Below are 22347 nucleotides of genomic sequence, written 5' to 3'. Positions count from 1 at the left end.
CCCATGATCCCACCCGTCAGCACCCTCCACGGCCGCCTGAAAATGCAGCACCTGCGCCTGCTGCTGGCGGTGGAGGAGCGCGGTTCGCTGCGCCAGGCCGCCGAGGCGCTGACGCTGACGCAGCCCGCGGTCAGCAAGATGCTGCAGGACATGGAGGACCTGCTCGGCGTGCCGCTGTTCGAGCGCCATGCGCGCGGGCTGCGGCCCACGCGCTTCGGTCTGGCGGCCACGCGCTATGCCCGGCTGGTGTTTGCCGACATGGGCGGGCTGCGCGATGAACTGGTGGCGCTGGAGTCCGGCAAGATCGGACGCGTGCGGGTCGGGGCGGTGATGGCGCCTACACCGGGGCTGCTTGCCGACGTGATCCGGCAGCTCAATCGCGATCATCCGCGGCTGGAGGTGGCGGTGCACGTGGAGACCAGCGATGTGCTGATGCCGCAGCTTGAGCGCGACCAGCTCGATATCGTGCTGGGGCGCGTGCCGGATGGCTGGGACAGCAGCGGGCTGGACTTCGAGCAACTGGGCGACGAGGGCCTGGCCATCGTGGTCGGGCCGCAGCACCCGCTGGCGCGGCGCCGCAAGCTGTCGTTCGAGGAACTGACGGGCTACCCGTGGATCATGCAGCCGCGCCCCAGCCCGATGCGCGCGCTGATCGACCGCTCGTTCGAGGATGCCGGCGTGCCGGCGCCGCCGTCGACCATCGAGACCGCGGCGGTGCTGATGACCACGTCGTTGCTGGCGGACAGCGAACTGATCGCGGTGCTGCCGGAGTCGGTCGCCGCCTACTACGGCAGGCTTGGCGCGCTGGCGGTATTGCCGCTGCCCCTGCCGCGCAAGCTGGGGCCCTATGGCATCGTCACGCGGCGGGGCCGCCCGCCGACGGCATCGATGAGCCTGCTGATCGATGCGTTGCGGGCATTGTCGAGGTGAGCCTCAGCCGGGCATCCCCTGCAGCTTGCCGTCGAGGCGCCACGCGTGGCGTTGCGGGCTGTCCGGGCGCAGCGACGCGGGCAGCAGGCCGGGCGGCATGTCCTGGTAGCTGACCGGGCGCAGGAAGCGCGCGATGGCCAGGCTGCCGACCGAGGTGCTGCGGCCGTCGGACGTCGCCGGCCACGGCCCGCCATGCACCATCGCATGTCCGACCTCCACGCCCGTGCCGAAGCCATTGACCAGGATGCGTCCCGCCAGGCGTTCCAGCGCTGGCAGGAAGGTGCGGGCGGCGTCGTGGTCGGCATCCTCGATATGGAGCGCGGCGGTCAGCTGCCCCTCCAGCGCGTCGATGACGCGCCGCATCTCGGTGAGGTCGCGGCAGCGCACCACCAGCGAGGCGGCGCCGAAGACTTCGTGGCGCAGCGCTTCGTTGGCCAGGAAGACATCGGCGTCGGTGGCGAACAGCGCGGCCTGTCCCTGCGCAGCCGATCCCGCCGCGCCGCGCGCAACGGTCTGCACTTGCGCATGGCTGGCGAGCGTATCGACGCCGGCGCAATAGGCACGATGGATGCCGGGCGTCAGCATGGTCGCAGCCGGCAGCGCCCCCAGCCGCGCCGCCGCGGCCTGCAGGAAGCGCTCCAGGTCATCCCCCGCAACCGCCAGCACCAGGCCGGGGTTGGTGCAGAACTGCCCGGCGCCCAGCGTCAGCGAATCAGCGAACGCCGTGCCGATGGCTTCGGCGCGATTGGCCAGTGCGTGCGGGAACAGCAGCACCGGGTTGATGCTGCTCATCTCGGCAAACACGGGGACCGGTTCTGACCGTGCCGCCGCGATCGCCATCAGCGCCATGCCGCCGGCGCGTGAGCCAGTGAAGCCGACGGCCTTGATGCGCGGATCGGCCACCAGCCCCTGGCCGACCTCCAGCCCGGCATCGAACAGCAGCGAGAAAGTCCCTTCGGGCAGGTCCATGTCGTCGACGGCCTTGCGGATGGCGCGGCCGACCAGCTCCGATGTGCCCGGGTGCGCCGGATGCGCCTTGACGACGACCGGGCAGCCCGCGGCCAGGGCCGAGGCGGTATCGCCGCCGGCCACCGAGAATGCCAGCGGGAAGTTGCTGGCGCCGAATACTGCTACCGGCCCCAGCGCGATATGGCGCAGGCGCAGGTCGACGCGCGGCAGCGGCTTGCGTTCAGGTAGCGCGGGGTCGACGCGCAGTTCAAGGAAGTCGCCCTGGCGCAGCAGGCTTGCGAACATGCGCAACTGCCCCACGGTGCGGCCGCGCTCGCCTTCGATGCGCGCGCGCGGCAGGCCGGATTCGGTGGTGCAGCGGTCGATCAGGGTATTGCCCAGCGCCAGGATGTTGGCGGCGATGGCTTCGAGGAAATCGGCGCGCCGCTCGGGCGTGGTCTCGCGGTAGGCGTCGAATGCCTGCCATGCCAGCGCGCAGGCCTGGTCGAGCTGCGCGGGCGTGGCGCCGCCGAATGCCGGTTCGAGGGCGGCTCCGGTGGCAGCGTCGATGGCGTGGATGGTGCCGTTGCCGCCGCGTTCCGCGCGGCGGCCGATCAGGAGTTCGCCTGAAATTGTCATGCCTTGTCCTTTCGATGAGATCAGCGGGCCCAGCGCAGCACCAGCGGATCGAGCCGGCGCGCAATCTTCAGCAGCCCTTCGCGGGTGGCCGGGTGCATCGGCTGCAGCGGATGACGCACCGCGTCCGATGCGATCACGCCGCCTGCCTGCATCAGTACCTTGCTGGTGGCCAGCCAGCCTTGCCGGTTTTCATAGTTGATCAGCGGCAGCCATTGCTGGTAGCGCTGCGCGGCCAGTTCGGCGTCGCCGGCCTGCCACGCATCGAGGATCTGGCGGATGCCGTCGGGGAAGCCCGCGCCGGTCATGGCGCCGGTGGCGCCCGCTTCCAGGTCGGCCATCAGCGTGATGGCCTCTTCGCCGTCCCAGGGGCCGACGATGGCGTCGCCGCCCAGTTCGATCAGTTCGCGCAGCTTGGCCGCGGCCTGCGGCACTTCGATCTTGAAGTACGACACATTGCCGATCTCGCGCGCCATGCGCGCCAGGAACGGCGCGCTCAGGGTGGTGCCGCTGACCGGCGCGTCCTGGATCATGATGGGAATGTCGATGGCATCCGAGACCGTGGCGAAGAACTCGTAAATGCTGCGCTCGGGCACGCGGATGGTGGCGCCGTGGTAAGGCGGCAACACCATCACCATGGCCGCGCCCGCATCCTGCGCCGCGCGGCTGCGCTCGGCGCACAGGCGCGAGCTGAAATGCGTGGTGGTGACGATTACCGGCACGCGGCCGTCCACGTGTTCCAGCACGGTCTTCATCAGCACGTTGCGCTCGTCGTCGCTCAGCACGAACTGCTCGGAGAAGTTGGCCAGGATGCAGATGCCGTGCGAACCCGCATCGATCATGAAGTCGATGCAGCGGCGCTGGCCGTCGAGGTCGAGGCCGCCCTGCGCGTCGAAGACGGTGGGCGCTACCGGGAATACGCCGCGGTAGACGGTGGGGGATGGGGTGCGGGTCATGGTCTCCTCCGGCTGCTTGTGAATTGGATCGGGCCAATATACGAGCCGCCTTCCGGGCTGTATATTGAAACCTTTCCATCTGGTGATCGCTTTTGCGACTCACAGATTCCTTCATGAAATCCACCCTCGACGCCCTGACCGGCCGGTTGCGCATGAAGCAGCTGCAACTGCTGATCGCGCTGGACGAGCATTCCTCCCTGCACCAGGCCGCCGCGGCGATGGCGATGACCCAGTCGGCGGCCAGCAAGTCGCTGCAGGAGCTGGAAGGCATGCTGGAAGCGCCGCTGTTCGAGCGCTCCAGGCGCGGCATGCGTCCCAATGCCTTCGGCCATTGCGTAATCCGGCACGCACGCCAGCTGGTGGCCGACCTGGGCGCCATGTGCGAGGAGGTAGCGGGCATCCGCGCGGGCAGCGGCGGGCGCGTGGCCATCGGCGTGATCATGGGGGCGGTGCCGGAGGTGCTGGTGCCGGTGCTGGCGCGGCTGCGCCAGGCGCAGCCGGAGCTGGCGCTGGAGATCATCGAGGACACCAGCCTGCGCCTGCTGGGGCTGCTCGACGACGGCCACCTCGACCTGGTGATCGGCCGCTCGCTGGTCAGCGATGAACCGGCCCGCTACCACTACCACCCGCTGGGCGATGAGCAGGTCGCGGTCGTGGTGGGCCATGCGCATCCGGCACCGCGCGCGCGCGCGATGGGGTTTGCCGACCTCGCAGGTTATCGCTGGATCACCTATGCAGGCCATATGCCGATGCACGCGCTGCTGCAGCGCGAGCTGGACCTGGCCGGCATGAGCTTTCCCGCCAATGCGATCTCGACCTCGTCGGCCTTCGTCACGGTGGCCATGCTGCAGGGCGACCCCGGGCTGGTGTCGCTGCTGCCGACCGGCGTGGCGGCGATGTTCGTGCGCCAGAAGATGCTGCGCATCCTGCCCGTGCGGCTGCAGTCGCGGCAGCAGACTTTTGGCATCGTGACGCGGCGCGGCGGCGCCTTGTCCGCGGCGGCGCGACAGCTGGTCGCGATCCTGAAGGCATTGCCGCGCACTGCGCAGCAGGCGGCTGCCGAGGTATAACGCCAGGTGATCGCCAGTTCAAAAAACATCAGTAGTGGCGAATCACTGATGCTCCTATAGTCTGCCCATCCGCGCCGCAGAGCCGGACAGCAAAACGACGGAGACAGCAATGAAGACATGGATCGCCGGCGCACTCGCCGGCCTGGCCACGGTGGCGGCAGTAACGGGCAATGCCTGGGCGCAGGACACACGGCCGGTGCGGCTGATGGTGGGTGCAGCGCCCGGCGGCGGCACCGACGTGATGGCGCGCATCGTCTCCGACAAGCTCGCCGCGCAGCTGAAGCAGCCAGTCGTGGTGGACAACCGCCCCGGCGCGTCCAACACCATTGCCGCGGATTTGACCGCCAAGGCGGCGCCGGACGGCAATACGCTGCTGATGGGCGTGGTGACCTCGCAAGCGATCGCGCCGCACCTGCTCAAGCTGCAGTTCGATCCGCTCAAGGACCTGGCGCCGGTGGCGCTGGTGTCGTCGGTGCCCAATGTGCTGGTGGTCAACAACCAGGTGCCGGCACGCGACGTCAAGGCGCTGGTGGCGCAGATCCAGGCCAACCCGGACAAGTTCCGCTACAGCTCGTCCGGGGTCGGCAGCACCCAGCACCTGGCCGGCGCGTCCTTCGCGCGGCAGATCAAGGGCAAGCTGCTGCACGTGCCGTACAAGAGCAGCAGCAGCGCGCTGGTGGACCTGATGGGCGGGCAGGTGGACATGAGCTTCGAGACCATGCCGTCGGTCATCAGCCATATCAAGGCCGGCAAGCTGCGCGCGCTGGCGGTCACCGCGGACCAGCGCTCGGCGCTGCTGCCCAACGTGCCCACGCTGGCTGAAGCGGGCGTGCCCGGCATCCAGATGAGTGCATGGTACGGTGTCTATGCGCCGGCCGGCACGCCGCCCGCGACGCTGCAGAAGCTGGGCAGCGCGCTGGCCACGGTGATCAGGGACCCTGACACCGTGCGCCGGCTGGCCGATGTGGGCGCGGTGCCCGGCGCGCTGACCGCGGCGCAGTTCGATGCCTTCTCGCGTGCCGAGTATGTGCGCTATGGCAAGCTGATCGCTGAACTGGGCGTCAAGCTCGACCAATAACAACCCCGGAAGTCCAATGAATTCCCGTCCAAGAATCGCCATGGTGCTGGGCGACCCCGCCGGCATCGGCCCCGAACTGATCGCCAGGCTGCTGGCCGACCCCGCGACCGCCGCGCCGGCCGAGATCCTGTTGATCGCCGACCGCGACGAATGGCGCCACGGCATGCGGATCGCAGGCGTCGAGCTGGCGCTGGCCGAGACCGATGCGCCCGCCTTTGCCGACGATGGCAAGCCGCGCCTGTACCACTGGCAGCTGCCGGAGCGCCCGGCGTATGCGCGCGGCCAAGCCAGTGCCGAGGGCGGGCGCTACAGCCTGGGCACGCTGGCGCTGGCACTGCAGCTGGCGCAAGCGGGCCAGGCCGACGCGATCCTGTTCGGGCCGCTCAACAAGAGCTCGCTGCACGCCGCCGGCATGGCGCACAGCGATGAGCTGCACTGGTTTGCCGAGCAGCTTGGCTGCCACGGCAACTTCTGCGAGTTCAATGTCCTGGACGGGCTGTGGACCTCGCGCGTGACCTCGCACGTGGCGCTCAAGGACGTGCCGGCGATGATCACGCAGGAACGCGTGGGCGGCGCCATCGACCTGATTGACCAGGCCCTGCGCCGCGCCGGCATGGCGCGCCCGCGCATCGCGGTGTGCGGCCTGAACCCGCACAACGGCGACAACGGCGCCTTCGGCCGCGAGGAGATCGACGTGATCGCCCCGGCCGTGGCCGCGGCGCGTGAGCGCGGCGTGGCGGCAGACGGTCCGTTCCCGGCCGACACCATCTTCCTGAAGGTGCAGGGCGGGCCGTCGCAGCGGCAGTTCGATGCTATCGTCACCATGTACCACGACCAGGGCCAGATCGGCATCAAGCTGATGGGCTTCTCGCGCGGCGTGACGGTGCAGGGCGGGCTGCCGGTGCCGATCACCACGCCCGCGCATGGCACCGCGTTCGACATCACGCAGCAGGGCCGCGCCGATCCGGGCGCCACGCTGCAGGCATTCCAGATCGCCTGCCGCATGGGCGCGCAACGGCGCGCCACAGCCTAGCCACCACCTTCACCACACCGAATCCAGCAAGACCGCCCCCGGCGCGGCCGGGGAGCGTTCGCGCCAACGCATCGCCATCAGGAGCTGAACATGAAGATCACCAACGTCCGCGCCCGTGTCTTTGAATGGAAGGGCAAGACCGTGCCGCCGCAGGCGCATTTCTGCACCAACGCCACCGACATCCTGTTCGAGCGCGGCGACGCCATGGGCTCGTTCCGCTTCCACGGCTGGCTGGTGGTTGAAGTGGAAACCGATTCCGGCCTGGTCGGCATCGGCAACTGCGCGCTGGCGCCGCGCGTGGCCAAGGAGATCGTCGACCAGTACCTGGCGCCGGTGGTGATCGGCCAGGACCCGTTCGACAACGAATACCTGTGGCAGAAGATGTACCGCCGCACCCATGCCTGGGGCCGCAAGGGCATCGGCATGGCGGCGATCTCGGCGGTCGATATCGCGCTGTGGGACCTGATGGGCAAGGCGGTTGGGAAGCCCGTGTTCAAGCTGCTGGGCGGGCGCACCAAGGAAAAGATCTGGTGCTACGCCTCCAAGCTCTACAACAATGACGACCGCGACGCGTTCCTGGCAGAAGCGCAGCACTACCTCGACCAGGGCTTCACCGCGATGAAGATGCGCTTCGGCTACGGCCCCAAGGACGGCCCCGCCGGCATGCAGAAGAACATCGAACAGGTGCGCCTGCTGCGCGAGCTGGTCGGCGACGGCGTCGACATCATGCTGGAGTGCTACATGGGCTGGACCCTGGAGTACGCGCGCCGCATGCTGCCGCGCCTGGCCGAGTTCAACCCGCGCTGGCTGGAAGAGCCGGTGATCGCCGACGATATCGAGGGCTATGCCGAGCTGAAGAAGGCGAGCCCGTTCCCGATCTCCGGCGGTGAACATGAATTCACCTCTTACGGCTTCAAGGACCTGCTCGAGCGCCGTGCGGTGGACGTGATCCAGTACGACACCAACCGCGTCGGCGGCATCACCGCGGCGCAGAAGATCAACGCCATGGCGGAGGCCTGGTCGGTGCCGGTGATCCCGCACGCGGGGCAGATGCATAACTACCACCTGACCATGGCCTCGACGGCTTCGCCGATGTCGGAGTACTTCCCCGTGCACGACGTCGAGGTGGGCAATGAGTTGTTCTACTACATCTTCAAGGGCGATCCGGCGCCGGACAACGGCTACCTGCAGCTCGACGACAACCTGCCGGGGCTGGGCCTGGAGCTGAACGAGGAGTACTTCAGCCAGTTCGACATCATCGGCTGACGGGACAGTTGCCGGGTTCTGCCCAGCCGGGCAGCGCGCCATGTTTCACGACAATGCGCGCTGCCGCTTCAAGGCCGCCTCTTCTTCCACTCATAGTCCGGTGGCGGGTCGGCCGCGCCGGCCCGGCCCACGGCGTTGGGATTCTCCGAGCACAGCGTGACAAAGCTCACCGGCTCGCCCGCGTGCTGGCGCTGGCGCAGCGCCTCGGTAAAGTGCAGGGCCTCACGCATCGCATCGCTTGGGAATGACTGCGCGTGGGGGCTGAGCCCGGTGCCGTCGGCTTCGGACCAGTAGACCATATACATAAGGCTTCCTCTTCGTTGCGGCAGGCAATTTTGCAGGATCCCGCAACCTTCGTTCCCGGCGCCGGGAGTGTTGCATGATGGCGCGGGAGGCAGGCAAGGCACGCCGGTTGCAATCCCTGCAGCCACGCTTTGCAAGCCTTGGCATGCGGCGGCACAATGATCGCTTCCCGACACCTTGCCGGCGCTGCGCCGACGCCGACCGCCTGCCGCGCCGCCTATCATGCCCGATCTTGCGCTGATCCCCGCCACGGCTGCCGATGCCGACCGGCTCGCCGCCATGCACGCCGCCAGCTGGCAGCACACCTATCCCGGCATGCTGCCGGCTGCTTACTTGCGGGACCAGGCCTACCCGGAACGGCTGGCCGCCTGGCGCGCCCGCATGCACAACGGCGCAGACGGCCCCGTGGAAGTCACGCTGGCCATGGTCGACGGCGAAGCCGCTGGCTTTGCCTGCCTGCTGCCCGAGGCGGAGCCCCGCTTCGGCATCTATCTCGACAACCTCCACGTGCTGCCGGCTTTCCACGGCCAGGGCCTGGGCAAGCGCTTGCTGGCCCACTGCGCGCAGCGCGTGGCCGCGCACTGGCCCGGGCGGCCGCTGTTCCTCTATGTGCTGGAAGCCAATACGCAGGCGCGCGAGTTCTACCAGCGGCTGGGCGGCGAGGAATCCGAGGCGTTCGAGGATGATTTCCACGGTCCGGACCTGCGGGTCATGGTCCGCCGCGTGACCTGGCCGGACGTGGCGGCGCTGGTCAGGCGCCTGGGCTGACCAGGGCAGCGCGTCCGGGTCCGTCGCCGGCAAAACATTCCCACAGGAGTCGCTTCCGATGCTGCAAGCCATTGCTCTCGTTGTGCCAAGCAAACCATGCCGGGCATTGGCCGGTGCCGCCATCGCCACGGCAGTGCTGGCCGGTTGCGCCAGCGCACCCGACACGCCTTCCGCCGCCAGGGCGGTGGAGGCGGCGGCTACGCCGGCCCAGGCGAAGCCGCACTGGCAGCGCGTGCACCTGGGCACGGGCGCGGGCTATGACTTCCCGGTCTACGCCAACCATCCGCTCGACCAGGACCTGTCGCGCATCCGCGAGGTGGTGTTCGTGCAGCACGGCCTGCAGCGCAACGGCGATGATTACTACGCCGCCGGTGCTGCACTGCTCAAGGCCAGCGGCCGCAATCCGGACGAGGTGCTGCTGGTCGCGCCCAACTTCCCCGGCACGCCAGACCACGGCAAGGGCTTCGACGGCATGCCGCAATGGTCGGTGCAGGGCTGGATGAGTGGCGAGAACGCGGTCAACGCGCCGTTCACGGTCAGTTCACTGCAAGTCCTCGATGACATGATGGCCTTCGTCACCGACAAGGCGCGCTTGCCGCGGGTGGCCAGGGTGACCGTGGCCGGGCATTCGGGCGGCGCACAGATCGTGCATCGCTATGCCGTGCTGAACAATGTCGACGAGCGCATCCGCGCGCGCGGCATCGACCTGCGCTATGTGGTGGCCAACCCCTCGTCCTACCTGTACTTCACGGCGGTGCGCCCGGCCGGCGCGGACGGCCGCTCGTTTGCGCCTTACGACAAGGCAGTGTGCCCGGATTACGACAAGTACCGCTATGGCATGCAGGACATCGTGCCCTACGCCAAGGGTGCCAATGGCCAGTCGCTGTACCAGCGCTACGCCGGGCGTCAGGTGACCTACCTGGCCGGCACGGAAGACAACGACCCCAACCACCGCGTACTGGACAAGGCGTGCGGCGCTGAGGCCGAAGGTCCCACCCGCCTGCAGCGCGCCCGCGGCTACCTGCGCTATGAGCGCTACCTGGCCAGCCCCGGGCTGGTGATCCGCCACCAGGCCTATGAAGTGGTGGGCGTGGGGCACGACCAGGCACGCATGTTCGGATCGCAATGCGGTGCCAGGGCGGTGTTCGACATGGCGGAAACGGCCAACCCCGACGGCGCCGCCTGCCGCGCGCCGCAGCTCTGATTCCGCCGGCCAAGAAAAAACCCGCGAATCTCGCGGGTTCAAGTCCCTGCCCGCAGGAACGGGCTCGGAGGAGACAACCACAGGGAAACGGTTACGTGCCCGGTCAGCCCAGGCTGAATTTGACAACCTGTTCTTCGACGCCGACAAAGCGCACCAGCTGGCGTAGCCCGCTGGCGTATTCCTTGATATGGTGCCCGTCCGGCGTATCGGGCAGGCGGTAGTAAATGGGCGCCTTGTCGCGCATGGGCGGCAGGATGCCGATCGGGAGTTCGACGGCGTCGGCTTCCCAGGCCACGTCGCGCTCTTCGGCAAGCAGGATTCTTCCGGTCATGGACACTCTCCAGGATTGCTGCAAGGTGCGGCCGGGGGCGGGTATGCGCTCGCACTGGATTTTCAATGTATGGAATGTATTGCATCCAACGCAGAAATGCCATTCAGCGTTTTTTAATTCTGTCTGCCAGGAAATTTCCAAAATGACAAATTTAACGAATGTATGGCATCTGCTGGCGACGCCGGTGACGACATCGCTGAGGGTGCTGCGCAAGGCCGGCATTGCGATACCATAGCGCCAGCCCCGCGAAGTGCGGCTACCGGCGCGTCCCGGTTCCGGGTCTGCCGCATCCGCTTCCAACCATTTTCCATCGCCCCCCGACGGGCCACTGCCCAGACGCATGTCGACCCAGCACGCCTTGTTGATTTCCCTGATCGAAAAACCGTCGTCCGGTTATGACCTGGCGCGGCGCTTTGACCGTTCCATCGGCTATTTCTGGCATGCCACGCACCAGCAGATTTATCGCGAGCTGGGGCGGATGGCTGACAGTGGCTGGATTGCCGCGGATGAAACCGAGGCGGCGGAAGGCGAGGCCGGTGGCGGCGACCGCAAGAACCGCAAGAAGGTCTACCGGGTGTTGCCGGCCGGCCGTGAAGAACTGGCACGCTGGGTGCTGACCCCCGGCGCCAGCCTGGACCAGCGCGAGGAAATCCTGGTCAAGCTGCGCGCCGATGCGGTGATCGGGCCGCTTGGCCTCGGTGACGAGATGCGTCGGCTGATCGCGCTGCATCGGGCCCGGCTGGAGACTTACCTGGCCATCGAGCGGCGCGATTTCTCGACGCCGGACATGGACCGCGCGCAACAGCTGCGCTATGCGCTGCTGCAGCGCGGCATCCGCTTCGAGCAGGACTGGGTGGCCTGGGGCGAGGAACTGCTGCCGCTGCTGTAGCCGCGCCCGCTTGGGCGGCGGCTACGGCCTGCCAGGCCAGCTGACCGGCTGCGTCAGGCCAGGTCGACGGCGCGCGTGCCGGCCTGCTTGGCCTCGCCCAAGCCCAGCCGGCGGCGTGCCAGCGCATATTCCTCGGCAAAGCGGCGCACCAGCTCGCCTGCGGGCACCACGCGCTTGATTGCGCCCACGCCCTGGCCGGCGCCCCAGATGTCCTTCCACGCTTTGACGCTGGTGGAGCCGAAATTCATCTTCGACGGATCCGATTCGGGCAGCGCGTTCGGGTCCAGGCCGGCGCGCTCGATGCTGCCGCGCAGGTAGTTGCCGTGCACGCCGGTGAACAGGTTGGAGTAGACGATGTCGTTGGCGGTGCTGTCGACGATCATCTGCTTGTAGCCGTCCTGTGCGTTGGCTTCCTGCGTGGCGATAAAGGCCGAGCCGATATAGGCCAGGTCGGCGCCGGCGGCCTGCGCGGCCAGGATGGCGTCGCCGCTGGAGATCGAGCCCGACAGCAGCAGCGGGCCGTCGAACCATTCGCGGATCTCGTGCAGCAGCGCGAACGGCGACAGCGTGCCGGCATGGCCGCCGGCCCCGGCGGCAACCGCCACCAGTCCGTCCGCACCCTTCTCGATGGCCTTGCGTGCGAAGGTGTTGTTGATCACGTCGTGCAGCACGATGCCGCCGTACGAGTGCACTGCGTCGTTGACTTCCTTGCGCGCGCCCAGCGAGGTGATCACGATCGGCACCTTGTAGCGCACGCACAGCTCCAGGTCATGTTCAAGCCGGTCGTTGGACTTGTGCACGATCTGGTTGACGGCGAAAGGTGCCGACGGGCGGTCCGGGTGCCTGGCGTCGTGTTCGGCCAGCTCGGTGGTGATGCGGTCCAGCCATTCTTCCAGCTTGGGTGCCGGGCGCGCATTCAGCGCGGGGAACGAGCCCACCACGCCGGCCTTGCACTGGGCGATGACCAGGTCGGGGTTGGAGATGATGAACAGCGGCGAGCAGACCACCGGCAGCGACAGCCGGTTCTGGAGTTGGGCGGGAAGGGCCATGGGTGAAGTCTCCTGGGTATTTCGGTAAGGCGAAAAAGCGGTGCTGCGAAACAGGGTTGCGTCAGGCCGCGCCGGTCAGCACGTCCTTCTGGCTGGCCAGGCGCGCGCCCATGGCGGCGGCCAGCGCCTCCAGGCCCGAGCGCGGGCGCACCATGACTTCGAACTCGGCAATGCGGCCGGCGTCGTCGAAGCGGATCATGTCGATGCCCTTGAGCGCCTTGCCGTCCACGGCCGCGCTGAATTCCAGCACCACGCTGTGGCCGTCCTCGCTGACAAAGCTGCGGTGGTAGCGGAAGTCCTGGAACACCTGGTTCACCGTGGTCAGCACCAGCCCAATCGCGGCGCGGCCGGGATAGGGGGTGTGCGCGACCGGCGAGCGGAACACCACCTCATCGGCCACGATGGCGTCGAGCCCGGCCATCGAACCGTTGGCCAGCATCTGGTGCCAGGCTTCAAGTGAGGCCTGTGCGGCGGGAATCAGGTTGGTGGTGGTCACTTCGGTCTCCTTGGCTGGCGTCAGTGCGCGGCGTCTTGTTGCGGGGGTTTTATGCAACCAGTTGCATAGTGAATGGAAAGGTAGCATGCGCCGGGGCACCGTGCAAGCGATGCGGGGGCCAATGGTGCCGGCGCCCCGCCGCGCAGTGACGGGTTGTCTACAATAGGCGGGATCCCAACCCCGCACGCCGGCCCCCGGCAGGAGAGTCAGTGACCACTAAGCCCTCCGCTGCCCATCCTGAACAGGCGGCCTTGTTCGATGCCGACCTGGCCGCCTGGCGCGACCATCCGGAGCGCGCGTTCGACGGCTGGCTGGCACGGCATGGCTTCCGGCACGGCACCAGCGTGGTGTACCGCGCCATGTGGGGCAAGCTGCTGCGCTGGTCGGCCGAGCGCGGGCTGCCGCCGCTGAGCTGGTCGGCGGAGCAGATCGGTGAGTTCCTGGACGCGCAGCAGCTGCACAAATCGCACCGCTATCGCTATACGCGGCTGATCGAACGGGTGTTCCATCACCTGGCGCGGCTGCGCGAGGGCATGCACAACCCGGCCAGCCAGGCGGTGCGCGCCCATCTTGCCGACGGCGAGAACGATCCCACCGCGTTCCTGCTGCCGGGCGAGCGCGACCTGCTGGTGGCGCGGATACTTGGCCCGGCCGGCATGCCGGCCGGCGACACGCGCACCGCGGCATCGCCCACCCAATGGAAGCGCGCCCGCGATGTGGCCCTGCTGGCGGTGCTGCTCGGCGGCGGCCTGAAGGTAGGCGAAGCGCGGGCGCTGCGGGTCGATGCCATCGAAGCCGGCGCCCCCGGCCGGATGGCGCTGCGCATGGTCCGCGCGGACAACGGCCGAGCCTATACCGTGCCGCTGTTCAGCCTGGCCCATGCGCCGCTACGGGCCTGGCTGGCATTGCGCGAAGCCTCCGGCACGCTTGGCGGCCTGGTGTTTCCCGCCATGCCGGCGGGCCGGCCGATGCATGCCGCCTCGGTCTACCGGCGCGTGGAGATCCTGCTGGACGAGGCCGGCGTGCTGGCCGGGCGCAGCGAACGCGCGTCGCCGCAGACGCTGCGCAATACCTGCGCCGCCATGCATTTCGAGGCCGGCACGGCGCCGGCCGAGGTGGCGCAATGCCTGGGCATGCGCGACCCGGAGTCCGGCTGGCGGCTGCGCGCCGCCTATGAGGCCTGGCAGGCGCGGGCGGGGCTGGTGGCGGAAGTGCCGGGAAGCCGGGTCTAGCCCCGCGCGCCGGGCCGGCTGCCCTGGGCGCATCGGCAGATCGTGGATAATAAGCAGCTTCGCCGGCCTACGCGGCGGAAAGAGGTGCTTGCGCCACGTTTTGAATCCGCCAGGCCAAGGCCCGGCCCTGAATCGAATTCCGACACCGATTTTCCATGCCTGAAACCTTGCTCCTGACCGGTGCCACCGGCTATATCGCCTCGCATACCTGGGTTGCACTGCTCAATGCCGGCTACCACGTGATCGGCCTGGATAATCTTTGCAACAGCAGCCCGGTGGTGCTGGAGCGGCTCGCCACCATTACCGGCAAGACCCCGCATTTTGTGCAGGGCGACGTGCGCGACCGCGCATTGCTGGACCGGCTCTTTACCGAACACCGCATCAGCGGGGTGATTCATTTTGCCGCACTCAAGGCAGTGGGCGAATCGGTGAGCCAGCCGCTGGAGTATTACAGCAACAACCTGGGCGGGCTGCTGACGGTATGCGCGGCAATGGGCGCGGCCGGGGTGAAACAGCTGGTGTTCAGTTCTTCGGCCACGGTTTATGGCAATCCCCATGCGGTGCCGATCCTGGAGGATTTCCCGCTGTCGGCCACCAACCCGTATGGCCAGACCAAGCTGATGGGCGAGCAAATCCTGCGCGACCTGGAAACATCGGATCCGGACTGGCGCATTGCCTACCTGCGTTATTTCAATCCGGTCGGCGCGCATGAAAGCGGGCTGATTGGCGAGGATCCGCGCGGTATCCCGAACAACCTGATGCCGTATGTGGCGCAGGTGGCCGGCGGGCGCCGTGAAAAGCTGATGGTATTCGGCGGTGACTACCCGACGCCGGACGGCACCGGCGTGCGCGACTATATCCACGTCTGCGACCTGGCGGACGGCCACCTGGCGGCGCTGGGTTACCTGCGCGCGCAGGGCAAGAGCATGACCGTGAACCTGGGAACGGGCCGCGGCTACAGCGTGCTGGAAGTGGTGCAGGCCTACCAGCGTGCCAGCGGCAAGCCGGTGCCGCATGAGATCGTGGCGCGGCGCCCGGGCGACATCGCCTCGTGCTACGCCGATCCCGCGCTGGCCAACCAGCTGCTGGGCTGGCGCGCGCGCCATGACATCGACCGCATGTGCCAGGACTCATGGCGCTGGCAGTCGATGAATCCGCAGGGGTTTGACGCCTGACGCCCCGGGCAGGTGGCGCCGCAGTGTTGTGCAGGCGCCGCGGAAGACCAGAAAACAAAAACGCCACGGAATTCATCCGTGGCGTTTTACCATCTGCCGGATCGCGGGTTTCAGCGGATCAGGAAGTCTTCAACTGCCTTGCCCTGGGCCAGGGCCTGGGTCAGCCAGCCCGGGCGCTTGCCGCGGCCCGTCCAGGTATTGCCGGCGCTGTCGCGATAGCGTACCGGCACCTTGCGGTTGACCGCCTTCTTGCCGGCCGGCACCTTTGCGCCAAAACCCAGGTCTTCCGCGGTCAGGCCATATTGCTCGATTTTCTCGCGAATATCCGCGATCACCGTGGCTTGTTCGCGTGCCTTGATTTCCTCGGCCTGCTTCTGCAGTTCACTGATTTTCTGAACGATTTCCTGATACGTCGCCATTGGGTCCTCGGTTTCCGGTGGAGTGGAATGCGGTGGGTGTGTGCGGGGGTGAAAATGCTGAAAACAATTATAACGGGGTCGCCGCCCGCTGCAAATCCTGCCGGACTAATCGGATGCTGTTTTTGCGAAAATTCTTGGCGCCGATAATTGTGTGAACTTTCGGTGTCGTGGTCTGTCACCGGCATTTCCGTCGTCGTCGGCCCGGCTGCAGTTCCGGCCGCAGTTCCGGGTTCAGGCCCGCAAATGGTGCGGCCGTACGCAAACTGGCCCGGCGGCAGCCAGCCGCCGCCAAAATCAAATCGCCATAATCGGCCGCGGCAAGCCACGTGGCGTATATCCGACAGGCCGGTTATCGCCGATTAATTGCGCCCGCCACCGGCGCGGCGGCTCAAGTAACAGGAGGTCGCGCCGTTATCCGGGCAGGGCGGATCATCTGGGCGTCGATCCTGCCGGAACGGGGTTGGGGGTGTGCCCCGCGGGTTGACACAGTCTTCTTTCATCATGTCCTTCCACAACAATATCCAGATCAAGACCCTGCTACGGGGCGCCATGGGAATGCTGTCGCTGCTGCTGTTGCTGGTCGGCGGTGCCGGCCTGCACGGCATTTCACAAAGCAATGATGCCCTCAGGGAGACTTATGCCAACCAGCTCGGCTCCACCGTCGCGCTCAGCGAGGCGATGCAGGCCACCACGCGCATGCGGCTGGCACTGGACCGCAACGTGATGCAGGGCGAGCAGGACGATCCCAAGGTTCACGTCGACCGCTCCAAAGTGTTCGTGGAGGCATCGGAGGCTGCCTGGAAGCGCTATATGAGCCTGCCGCAGAATCCTGAGGAAAAGGCGCTCGCCACGGAGCTGGGCAAGCAGCGCCAGGCGTTCATGGAGCAGGGCGTGTTGCCGCTGCAGGCGGCTTCGCTCGCGGGCAACCAGGAAGAGGCCCTGCGGCTGGCGAAGAAGGTGCTGCCTGACCTGCAGCGCAGCATGTCGAGCGTGCACGAGAAGCTGCAGAAATTCCAGATGACTGCCGGGCAGGCCAACTTCGATGCTGCGCAGGCCAGCTTTGCGCGTATCCGCATGCTGTCGGTCGTGCTGATCGTGCTGGGCCTGGCGGTCGCGGTGCTGTGCACGGTCACGCTGAACCGCGCCATCGTCGCGCCGGTGGCAGAGGCGCTGGCTGTGTTCGAGCGCATCGCCCGCGGCGACCTGACCTCGCGCATCGCCAGCGTCTCGAAGAACGAGATCGGCCGCATGATGCAGGCGCTGGCCGCGATGCAGGCCAGCCTGTCGGGCATCGTTGCCGAAGTGCGCACCGGCGCCGATTCGATGGCATCGGCCACGCAGCAGATTTCCACCGGCAACCTGGACCTGTCGCAGCGCACCGAGGAACAGGCCTCGTCGCTGGAGCAGACCGCCGCCAGCATGGAAGAGCTGACCACGGTGGTGCGGCAGAATGCCGACAACGCGCGCCAGGCCGGCGTGCTGGCCAATGAGGCTTCGCAGATCGCGCTCAAGGGCGGCGACGTGGTGGGCCGCGTGGTCGACACCATGAACGAGATCAACGGCGCCTCGCGCAAGGTGGTCGAGATCATCAGCGTGATCGAGGGCATTGCCTTCCAGACCAATATCCTGGCGCTCAATGCAGCGGTGGAAGCCGCGCGTGCCGGCGAGCAGGGCCGCGGCTTCGCGGTGGTGGCGGGCGAGGTGCGCAGCCTGGCGCAGCGCTCGGCCTCGGCCGCCAAGGAGATCGAGGCGCTGATCGGCGAGTCGGGCCAGCGCGTGGAGAGCGGTACCCGGTTGGTGGCAGAAGCCGGCCAGACCATGGGCGAGATCGTCCAGGCCGTGCGCCGCGTGACTGACATCATGAACGAGATCGGCGCCGCGTCGCAGGAACAGACCAGCGGCATCGAGCAGGTCAACCAGGCGGTGACCCAGATGGACGAGGTGACGCAGCAGAATGCCGCGCTGGTGGAAGAGGCCGCCGCCGCAGCCGGTGCGCTGGAAGAACAGGCGCAGAAGCTCAAGAACGTGGTCTCGGTGTTCAACCTTGGCACGGGTACGGGAGTAGGGGCAGGCACGGCCGCGACGGCTGTCGCTGGCAGCACCGCACGCACCATGTCGGTGCGGCCGGCGGCAGCCGCGGCGCATTCGGCAACCGCGGCGCCGCGTGCCGTTGCTGCCCGCCCGGCCGCGGCGCTTCCGGCAAGCCGTCCGGCGGCGAGGCCCGTGCTGGCCGTTGCCGGGGCCGATGATGACTGGAGCGCGTTCTAAACCACTGTCCCCACCATTGCCCTGTTCACACGGCGACCGCAAGATGCCATGATGCGGGGTTTGCCCCGCGTCCTGACCTTCTTCGCGCATTCTCTTCATCATCGCGCAGCCCAATGATTGCCCTGAGTTCCATCCTGTTGCTGCTGGCTGCCCTGCTGGGCGTGGCCGCCGCCCTCGGCGTTCGCGCCGGGCGTGCGGACCAGTCAGCCGGTGGCCGCTCGCTGCGCATGCTGACCTGGTCGGCGGCACTGTTATCGCAGCTGAGCGTAAGCCTGCCCGTACTGGTGGTGATGCTGTCGGGCAGCGTGCCGGCGGCCAACGACACGGCACAGATGGCGGCCAGCTTCGCCGCCGCCGCAGCAGCCACCGCGGCTGCCAAGCTGCTGGTGCAGTGGCTGCGCCAGGGCACGCGGCTGTGGCGCGGTGCGGCGCTCATGGCGGTCGTCGCTGGCGCCGGGCTGGTGGCCGCGGCCGGCACCCACCTGGGCCGCGCCTGTGGCGCGGGCTCGGTCTCGGCGCGCGCCTGCATCGATGCAGCCGGCCTGCCGCACCCCGCCTGGCTGGCGGGCGGGCTGACCGCGCTGTGCGCGCTGATGTTCGCCGTCCACCGCGCGCAGTCGCGTGGCTTGCTGGCTGCGCACCACGAAGCCGGCCTGGCCGATGAGCTGGTGGACGAGGCGCACGGCCTGCCGCGCGGGCACGAGCCCCGCCTGGCGCGGCGCGGCGCGCGCATTCCCGGCCGCCCCGGCCGTCTTACCGTGCGTGCCGCAGCGCGCGGGCAGGGCACGGTGGGCGAGTACAGCGTGGCAACGACGATGCCCGACCGCGTCGCCTTCGGCCGCTGGCTGGACCAGACGATCGCGCAGGCGCGGCTGGCCGAGAGCGGCTGCGCCGTGTTGCTGATCCATATTGCCGATTACCGCGAAGTCGACGAGGTCTTCGAGATCCGCGCCGACGATATCCTGGCCCAGGACGCCGGCGCGCTGGCGCAGGCCGTGCTGGAGCCGCATGACTTCCTGGCCCGGCTGGCGCGCGACGAGTTTGCCGTGGGCGTGCCGGAGCTGGTCCATCATGGCCGCGCGCAGGAACTGGGTTCGCGCATGCTCGGCTCGCTGGCCGAGTTCATTGCCGCGCGCGGCTTGCAGATGCAGATCGGCGTGAACATCGGCATTGCCATCTACCCGCGCGATGCGCAGACCTCGGAGGCGCTGATGCAGGCCGCGCGCGTCAGCCTGGCCGAGGCCCGCCAGAGCGGCTCGAACCAGGTGCGCCTGTTCAACAGCGCCGCCGGCGAACGCGCGCGCCGCACCCGCGTGATCCGGCGCGACCTGTGGCTGGCGATCCAGGACGACGCACTGTCGCTGCAGTTCCAGCCCAAGTACGATGCGCGCCGGCGCACGCTGGTGGGGGCCGAAGCGCTATGCCGCTGGCGCCATCCCGCGCTGGGCCAGGTGAGCCCGGCCGAGTTCATCACCGTGGCCGAGCAGTCGGGCCAGATCGACAAGCTCGACGACTGGGTCCTGACCAGCGTCTGCCGCCAGGTGCGCCAGTGGCGGGACGCCGGCGTGCCCACCGTGCCGGTGGCGATCAATGTCTCGGGGCTGCGCTTTGCCAGCCGCAATTTCCCGCAATACCTGCTCGAGCAGATCCACCAGCACGACATCCCGCCCTCGGCGATCACGCTGGAGATCACCGAGACCGCGGCGATGAAGGACATCGGCAAGTCGCTGGAAACGCTGGCCGAGCTGCAGTCGCTCGGCATCCAGGTGGCGCTGGACGATTTTGGCAGTGGCTATTCCAGCCTGGGCTATCTCAAGCGCCTGCGCGTGGGCACGCTCAAGATCGACCGCACCCTGATCGGCGGGCTCGACACCGATGCGCAGGGCCGTGCCATCGTCGGCTCGATGGTGGCGCTGGCGCACGAACTGCGCATGAAGGTGGTGGCCGAGGGCGTTGAATCGGCATCGCAGCTGGAAATCCTCAATGAGATGGGGTGCGACGAGGTGCAGGGTTACCTGCTGTCGCTGCCGCTGGATGCTGCCGGTTTTGCCGATGCCTTGCGCGAGCAGGGCGGCGCCTGACGGCTAAAGTTTGTCCGTGACGCGGCCGATAACCGGTCTGGCAGGCTGCCAGCGTTTGCGGCGCAGCCCTGCGCCGGCCCGTCCGTCGCCGGCTGCGCTGCCCGTGCTGTCCATCCTGGCGGATCAACCGAGTCCTGCAAACCGGAGGCGCCCATGTCATCGCCCAGCATCCTCGTCGTCGACGATTCCCCTTCGCTCCGTCGCATGATCGGCGCCTGCCTGCGCGCAGGAGGGTTTGACGTGACCGAGGCGGCCGACGGCGACCAGGCACATGCGCTCGCGGCCGGCGCCAGCTTCGGCATGCTGGTCACGGACCAGGTCATGCCCGGCATGGATGGCCTCACGCTGATCCGCAGTCTGCGCGCCACCGAGCGCTATGCGTGCATTCCCATCCTGATGCTGACCACCGAGCAGGACGGCAGCATCCGCGAACAGGCCCGCGCCGCCGGCGCCTCGGGTTTCCTGCCCAAGCCCTTCGATCCTGACCAGCTGATGCGGGCCGTGACGGCGCTGCTGTCCACCGCGCACCCTACCTCGGAAGGGTAAGGAAAGCCGGGCGTCGCCCTTCAGTCCCCCGGATTGCTGCCGTAAACACTGGTGGGCGAAGTCATGCCCCGGCGCCAGCCAGCGGCCTTGGCCGCAGCAGCGCCAGCAAACCAGCATGAGCCAATTTTGGGGGGCTAGACGATGAAGCACATCGACAAGGCAGACGGCGCGGGCGAAGAGTTCCTGGCCTTTACGCTGGGCCGGGAAGAATACGGCGTCGACATCCTGAAGGTCCAGGAGATCCGCGGCTACGAGTCGGTCACCCAGATTGCCAACGCACCGGACTACATCAAGGGCGTGATCAACCTGCGCGGCATCATCGTGCCGATCATCGACCTGCGCATCAAGTTCCGCCAGCAGAACGTCAGCTACGACCAGTACACGGTCGTCATCATCGTAGACCTCAACGACCGCACCACCGGCATCGTGGTCGATGGCGTGTCCGACGTGCTGACCCTTGCAGCCGAGCAGATCAAGCCCACGCCGCATTTCTCCGGCGAACTGGCGACCGACTACATCCGCGGGCTGGGCTCGGTCGAGCAGCGCATGCTGATCCTGGTCGACATCGAGAAGCTGCTCAACACCGAAGAACTCGCCGCGCTCGAAGCGGTGGCGTGATCCCGAGGCAGCGCCAACGTTGTCCGGCCGGCGCCCCGCCTGCCGGACCGAACCCGCCCGGGGTGCAGCAACTTGCCGCGCCCGGGCCTGCAGTATTGTCATAGATGCGAAACAACCAACCCGTTACGCAGCGCGAATACAAGCTCTCCCCATCGGACTACCTGATCTCGCGCACGGACCTCAAGGGCCGGATCACCTTTGCCAACCGCACCTTTATCGAGGCAAGCGGCTTTGCGGCCGAGGAGCTGCTCGGTGCGGCGCACAACCTGGTGCGCCATCCCGACATGCCGCCGGAAGCGTTTGCCGACCTGTGGCAGGACCTGCAGGCCGGCCGCACCTGGATGGGCGTGGTCAAGAACCGCCGCAAGAACGGCGACTTCTACTGGGTCAACGCGACCGTGACGCCCACGCGTGTCGATGGCCGCGTGGTCGGCTACACCTCGGTGCGCTCGATGGCGACGCGCGAGCAGGTGGAAGCCGCCGGCGCTGCCTATGCACGATTCCGGACCGGCCGCGCGGACGGGCTGGCGATCCGCCACGGCGCCGTGGTCCGCACCGGGCTGCGCGGCCTGGTGCAGGGCCTGCTGCGCCTGAACCTGAAGCGCCGCATCCTGTGGGCGCAGGCCGGCGGGATGGTGTGGTTCCTGGCCGCACTGGTTGCGGTGGAAGCCCTGGGCGGCGCAGGCGTGGTCGCGGTGCGCCCGTGGCTGTGGGGCGGCTTTGCGCTGGCGCTGGCATCGTCGTTCGCGGCAGGCACCATGCTGCTGGCGCGCGTGCACCGTCCGGTGCGCCACATGCTGGACTTTGCGCTGCGCATGGGCGCGGGTGACCTGACCACGCGCTTCGAGCACCGCAGCGCCGACGAGATCGGCGCGCTGGCGCAGGCCATGCAGACCATGCAGCGCAGCCTGCAGTCGGTGGTGCACGAGATCCAGGAAGGCATGGCCAGCATCTCCACGGCAACGCGCCAGGTGGCCGCGGGCAACAACGACTTGTCGCAACGCACCGAGCAGCAGGCGGCAGCCCTGGAGCAGACGGCGTCGAGCATGGA

General features: G+C 68.0%; 23 protein-coding genes. 16 read left to right on the top strand and 7 right to left on the bottom strand.

The window, feature by feature from the left end; genetic code table 11:
* Positions 1 to 3 precede the first annotated feature (3 nt).
* Positions 4 to 930: a LysR family transcriptional regulator gene (locus AC3WRI_RS30070; protein ID WP_010809843.1), complete on the top strand. Its 927-nt coding sequence runs from the start codon at positions 4 to 6 to the stop codon at positions 928 to 930.
* A gap of 3 nt (positions 931 to 933) precedes the next feature.
* On the opposite strand, the gene AC3WRI_RS30065 is transcribed toward AC3WRI_RS30070, so the two are convergent.
* Together AC3WRI_RS30065 and AC3WRI_RS30060 are read right to left on the bottom strand one after the other, a co-directional pair.
* Positions 934 to 2517 (bottom strand): aldehyde dehydrogenase (NADP(+)), encoded by a 1584-nt coding sequence (locus tag AC3WRI_RS30065; protein ID WP_010809844.1) that lies wholly within the window; start codon positions 2515 to 2517, stop codon positions 934 to 936.
* A gap of 20 nt (positions 2518 to 2537) precedes the next feature.
* A complete protein-coding gene (locus tag AC3WRI_RS30060; RefSeq protein ID WP_492294677.1) occupies positions 2538 to 3470 on the bottom strand; it encodes a dihydrodipicolinate synthase family protein in 933 nt (310 codons plus the stop codon).
* Between the two features lie 113 nt (positions 3471 to 3583).
* Here AC3WRI_RS30060 and AC3WRI_RS30055 point away from each other — a divergent pair, with 113 nt between their 5' ends.
* The 4 genes from AC3WRI_RS30055 (at position 3584) to AC3WRI_RS30040 (ending at position 7917) form a co-directional block, all read left to right on the top strand.
* Complete coding sequence (locus tag AC3WRI_RS30055; RefSeq protein ID WP_011616418.1) at positions 3584 to 4540, top strand: LysR substrate-binding domain-containing protein; 957 nt, start codon at positions 3584 to 3586, stop codon at positions 4538 to 4540.
* Positions 4541 to 4649: 109 nt separating this feature from the next.
* Positions 4650 to 5618, top strand: a complete 969-nt coding sequence (locus AC3WRI_RS30050; RefSeq protein WP_010809847.1) for a Bug family tripartite tricarboxylate transporter substrate binding protein — start codon at positions 4650 to 4652, stop codon at positions 5616 to 5618.
* A gap of 16 nt (positions 5619 to 5634) precedes the next feature.
* Positions 5635 to 6651, top strand: coding sequence for a 4-hydroxythreonine-4-phosphate dehydrogenase PdxA (locus tag AC3WRI_RS30045; protein WP_058698569.1), 1017 nt, complete (start codon positions 5635 to 5637; stop codon positions 6649 to 6651).
* 90 nt (positions 6652 to 6741) lie between these two features.
* Complete coding sequence (locus tag AC3WRI_RS30040; RefSeq protein ID WP_492294675.1) at positions 6742 to 7917, top strand: L-rhamnonate dehydratase; 1176 nt, start codon at positions 6742 to 6744, stop codon at positions 7915 to 7917.
* A gap of 68 nt (positions 7918 to 7985) precedes the next feature.
* Here the strand turns inward: AC3WRI_RS30040 and AC3WRI_RS30035 are convergent, their stop codons facing one another.
* Complete coding sequence (locus tag AC3WRI_RS30035; RefSeq protein ID WP_010809850.1) at positions 7986 to 8222, bottom strand: hypothetical protein; 237 nt, start codon at positions 8220 to 8222, stop codon at positions 7986 to 7988.
* A 220-nt stretch (positions 8223 to 8442) separates the two neighbouring features.
* On the opposite strand from AC3WRI_RS30035, the gene AC3WRI_RS30030 reads away from it, so the two are divergent.
* Entirely contained in the window at positions 8443 to 8988 is a 546-nt protein-coding gene (locus AC3WRI_RS30030; protein ID WP_011616422.1) for a GNAT family N-acetyltransferase, read from the top strand.
* A gap of 58 nt (positions 8989 to 9046) precedes the next feature.
* The gene (locus tag AC3WRI_RS30025) at positions 9047 to 10192 is read left to right on the top strand and encodes a hypothetical protein (protein ID WP_439672320.1); all 1146 of its coding nucleotides are present in this window, start codon (positions 9047 to 9049) and stop codon (positions 10190 to 10192) included.
* Positions 10193 to 10295: 103 nt separating this feature from the next.
* Here AC3WRI_RS30025 and AC3WRI_RS30020 read toward each other — a convergent pair whose 3' ends face one another.
* Positions 10296 to 10523, bottom strand: a complete 228-nt coding sequence (locus AC3WRI_RS30020) for a hypothetical protein (protein ID WP_010809853.1) — start codon at positions 10521 to 10523, stop codon at positions 10296 to 10298.
* Here AC3WRI_RS30020 and AC3WRI_RS30015 point away from each other — a divergent pair.
* Complete coding sequence (locus AC3WRI_RS30015) at positions 10522 to 10758, top strand: hypothetical protein (protein ID WP_144062247.1); 237 nt, start codon at positions 10522 to 10524, stop codon at positions 10756 to 10758. The two genes, AC3WRI_RS30020 and AC3WRI_RS30015, sit on opposite strands and share 2 nt — an antisense overlap.
* 105 nt (positions 10759 to 10863) lie before the next feature.
* On the top strand, positions 10864 to 11412 hold the full coding sequence (locus AC3WRI_RS30010; protein ID WP_010809854.1) for a PadR family transcriptional regulator: 549 nt from the start codon (positions 10864 to 10866) through the stop codon (positions 11410 to 11412).
* A 53-nt stretch (positions 11413 to 11465) separates the two neighbouring features.
* Here the strand turns inward: AC3WRI_RS30010 and AC3WRI_RS30005 are convergent, their stop codons facing one another.
* Positions 11466 to 12461 carry an NAD(P)H-dependent flavin oxidoreductase gene (locus tag AC3WRI_RS30005; protein ID WP_011616424.1) on the bottom strand — a complete coding sequence of 332 codons (996 nt, stop codon included), beginning with the start codon at positions 12459 to 12461 and terminating at the stop codon, positions 11466 to 11468.
* 61 nt (positions 12462 to 12522) lie between these two features.
* Complete coding sequence (locus AC3WRI_RS30000; protein WP_010809856.1) at positions 12523 to 12957, bottom strand: nuclear transport factor 2 family protein; 435 nt, start codon at positions 12955 to 12957, stop codon at positions 12523 to 12525.
* A gap of 209 nt (positions 12958 to 13166) precedes the next feature.
* On the opposite strand from AC3WRI_RS30000, the gene AC3WRI_RS29995 reads away from it, so the two are divergent.
* A complete protein-coding gene (locus tag AC3WRI_RS29995) occupies positions 13167 to 14189 on the top strand; it encodes a tyrosine-type recombinase/integrase (RefSeq protein WP_011616425.1) in 1023 nt (340 codons plus the stop codon).
* A 155-nt stretch (positions 14190 to 14344) separates the two neighbouring features.
* Positions 14345 to 15364, top strand: a complete 1020-nt coding sequence (galE, locus tag AC3WRI_RS29990) for a UDP-glucose 4-epimerase GalE (RefSeq protein ID WP_010809858.1) — start codon at positions 14345 to 14347, stop codon at positions 15362 to 15364.
* 110 nt (positions 15365 to 15474) lie between these two features.
* Here the strand turns inward: galE and AC3WRI_RS29985 are convergent, their stop codons facing one another.
* Positions 15475 to 15783: an H-NS histone family protein gene (locus AC3WRI_RS29985; protein WP_010809859.1), complete on the bottom strand. Its 309-nt coding sequence runs from the start codon at positions 15781 to 15783 to the stop codon at positions 15475 to 15477.
* Positions 15784 to 16284: 501 nt separating this feature from the next.
* Here AC3WRI_RS29985 and AC3WRI_RS29980 point away from each other — a divergent pair.
* The 5 genes from AC3WRI_RS29980 to AC3WRI_RS29960 form a co-directional block, all read left to right on the top strand.
* Complete coding sequence (locus AC3WRI_RS29980; protein WP_492294673.1) at positions 16285 to 18051, top strand: methyl-accepting chemotaxis protein; 1767 nt, start codon at positions 16285 to 16287, stop codon at positions 18049 to 18051.
* A 113-nt stretch (positions 18052 to 18164) separates the two neighbouring features.
* Positions 18165 to 20132 carry a putative bifunctional diguanylate cyclase/phosphodiesterase gene (locus AC3WRI_RS29975; RefSeq protein ID WP_010809861.1) on the top strand — a complete coding sequence of 656 codons (1968 nt, stop codon included), beginning with the start codon at positions 18165 to 18167 and terminating at the stop codon, positions 20130 to 20132.
* Positions 20133 to 20285: 153 nt separating this feature from the next.
* Entirely contained in the window at positions 20286 to 20678 is a 393-nt protein-coding gene (locus tag AC3WRI_RS29970; protein ID WP_010809862.1) for a response regulator, read from the top strand.
* 141 nt (positions 20679 to 20819) lie between these two features.
* Positions 20820 to 21296 (top strand): chemotaxis protein CheW, encoded by a 477-nt coding sequence (locus AC3WRI_RS29965; protein ID WP_018311878.1) that lies wholly within the window; start codon positions 20820 to 20822, stop codon positions 21294 to 21296.
* A gap of 104 nt (positions 21297 to 21400) precedes the next feature.
* Positions 21401 to 22347: methyl-accepting chemotaxis protein (locus AC3WRI_RS29960; RefSeq protein WP_492294672.1), on the top strand; the 947-nt coding region annotated here is incomplete at its 3' end.

Source organism: Cupriavidus sp. FW305-27 (assembly GCF_058787995.1).
The sequence above is the reverse complement of the archived record's forward strand: the minus strand, read 5'-3'. Positions and strand labels throughout refer to the sequence as shown.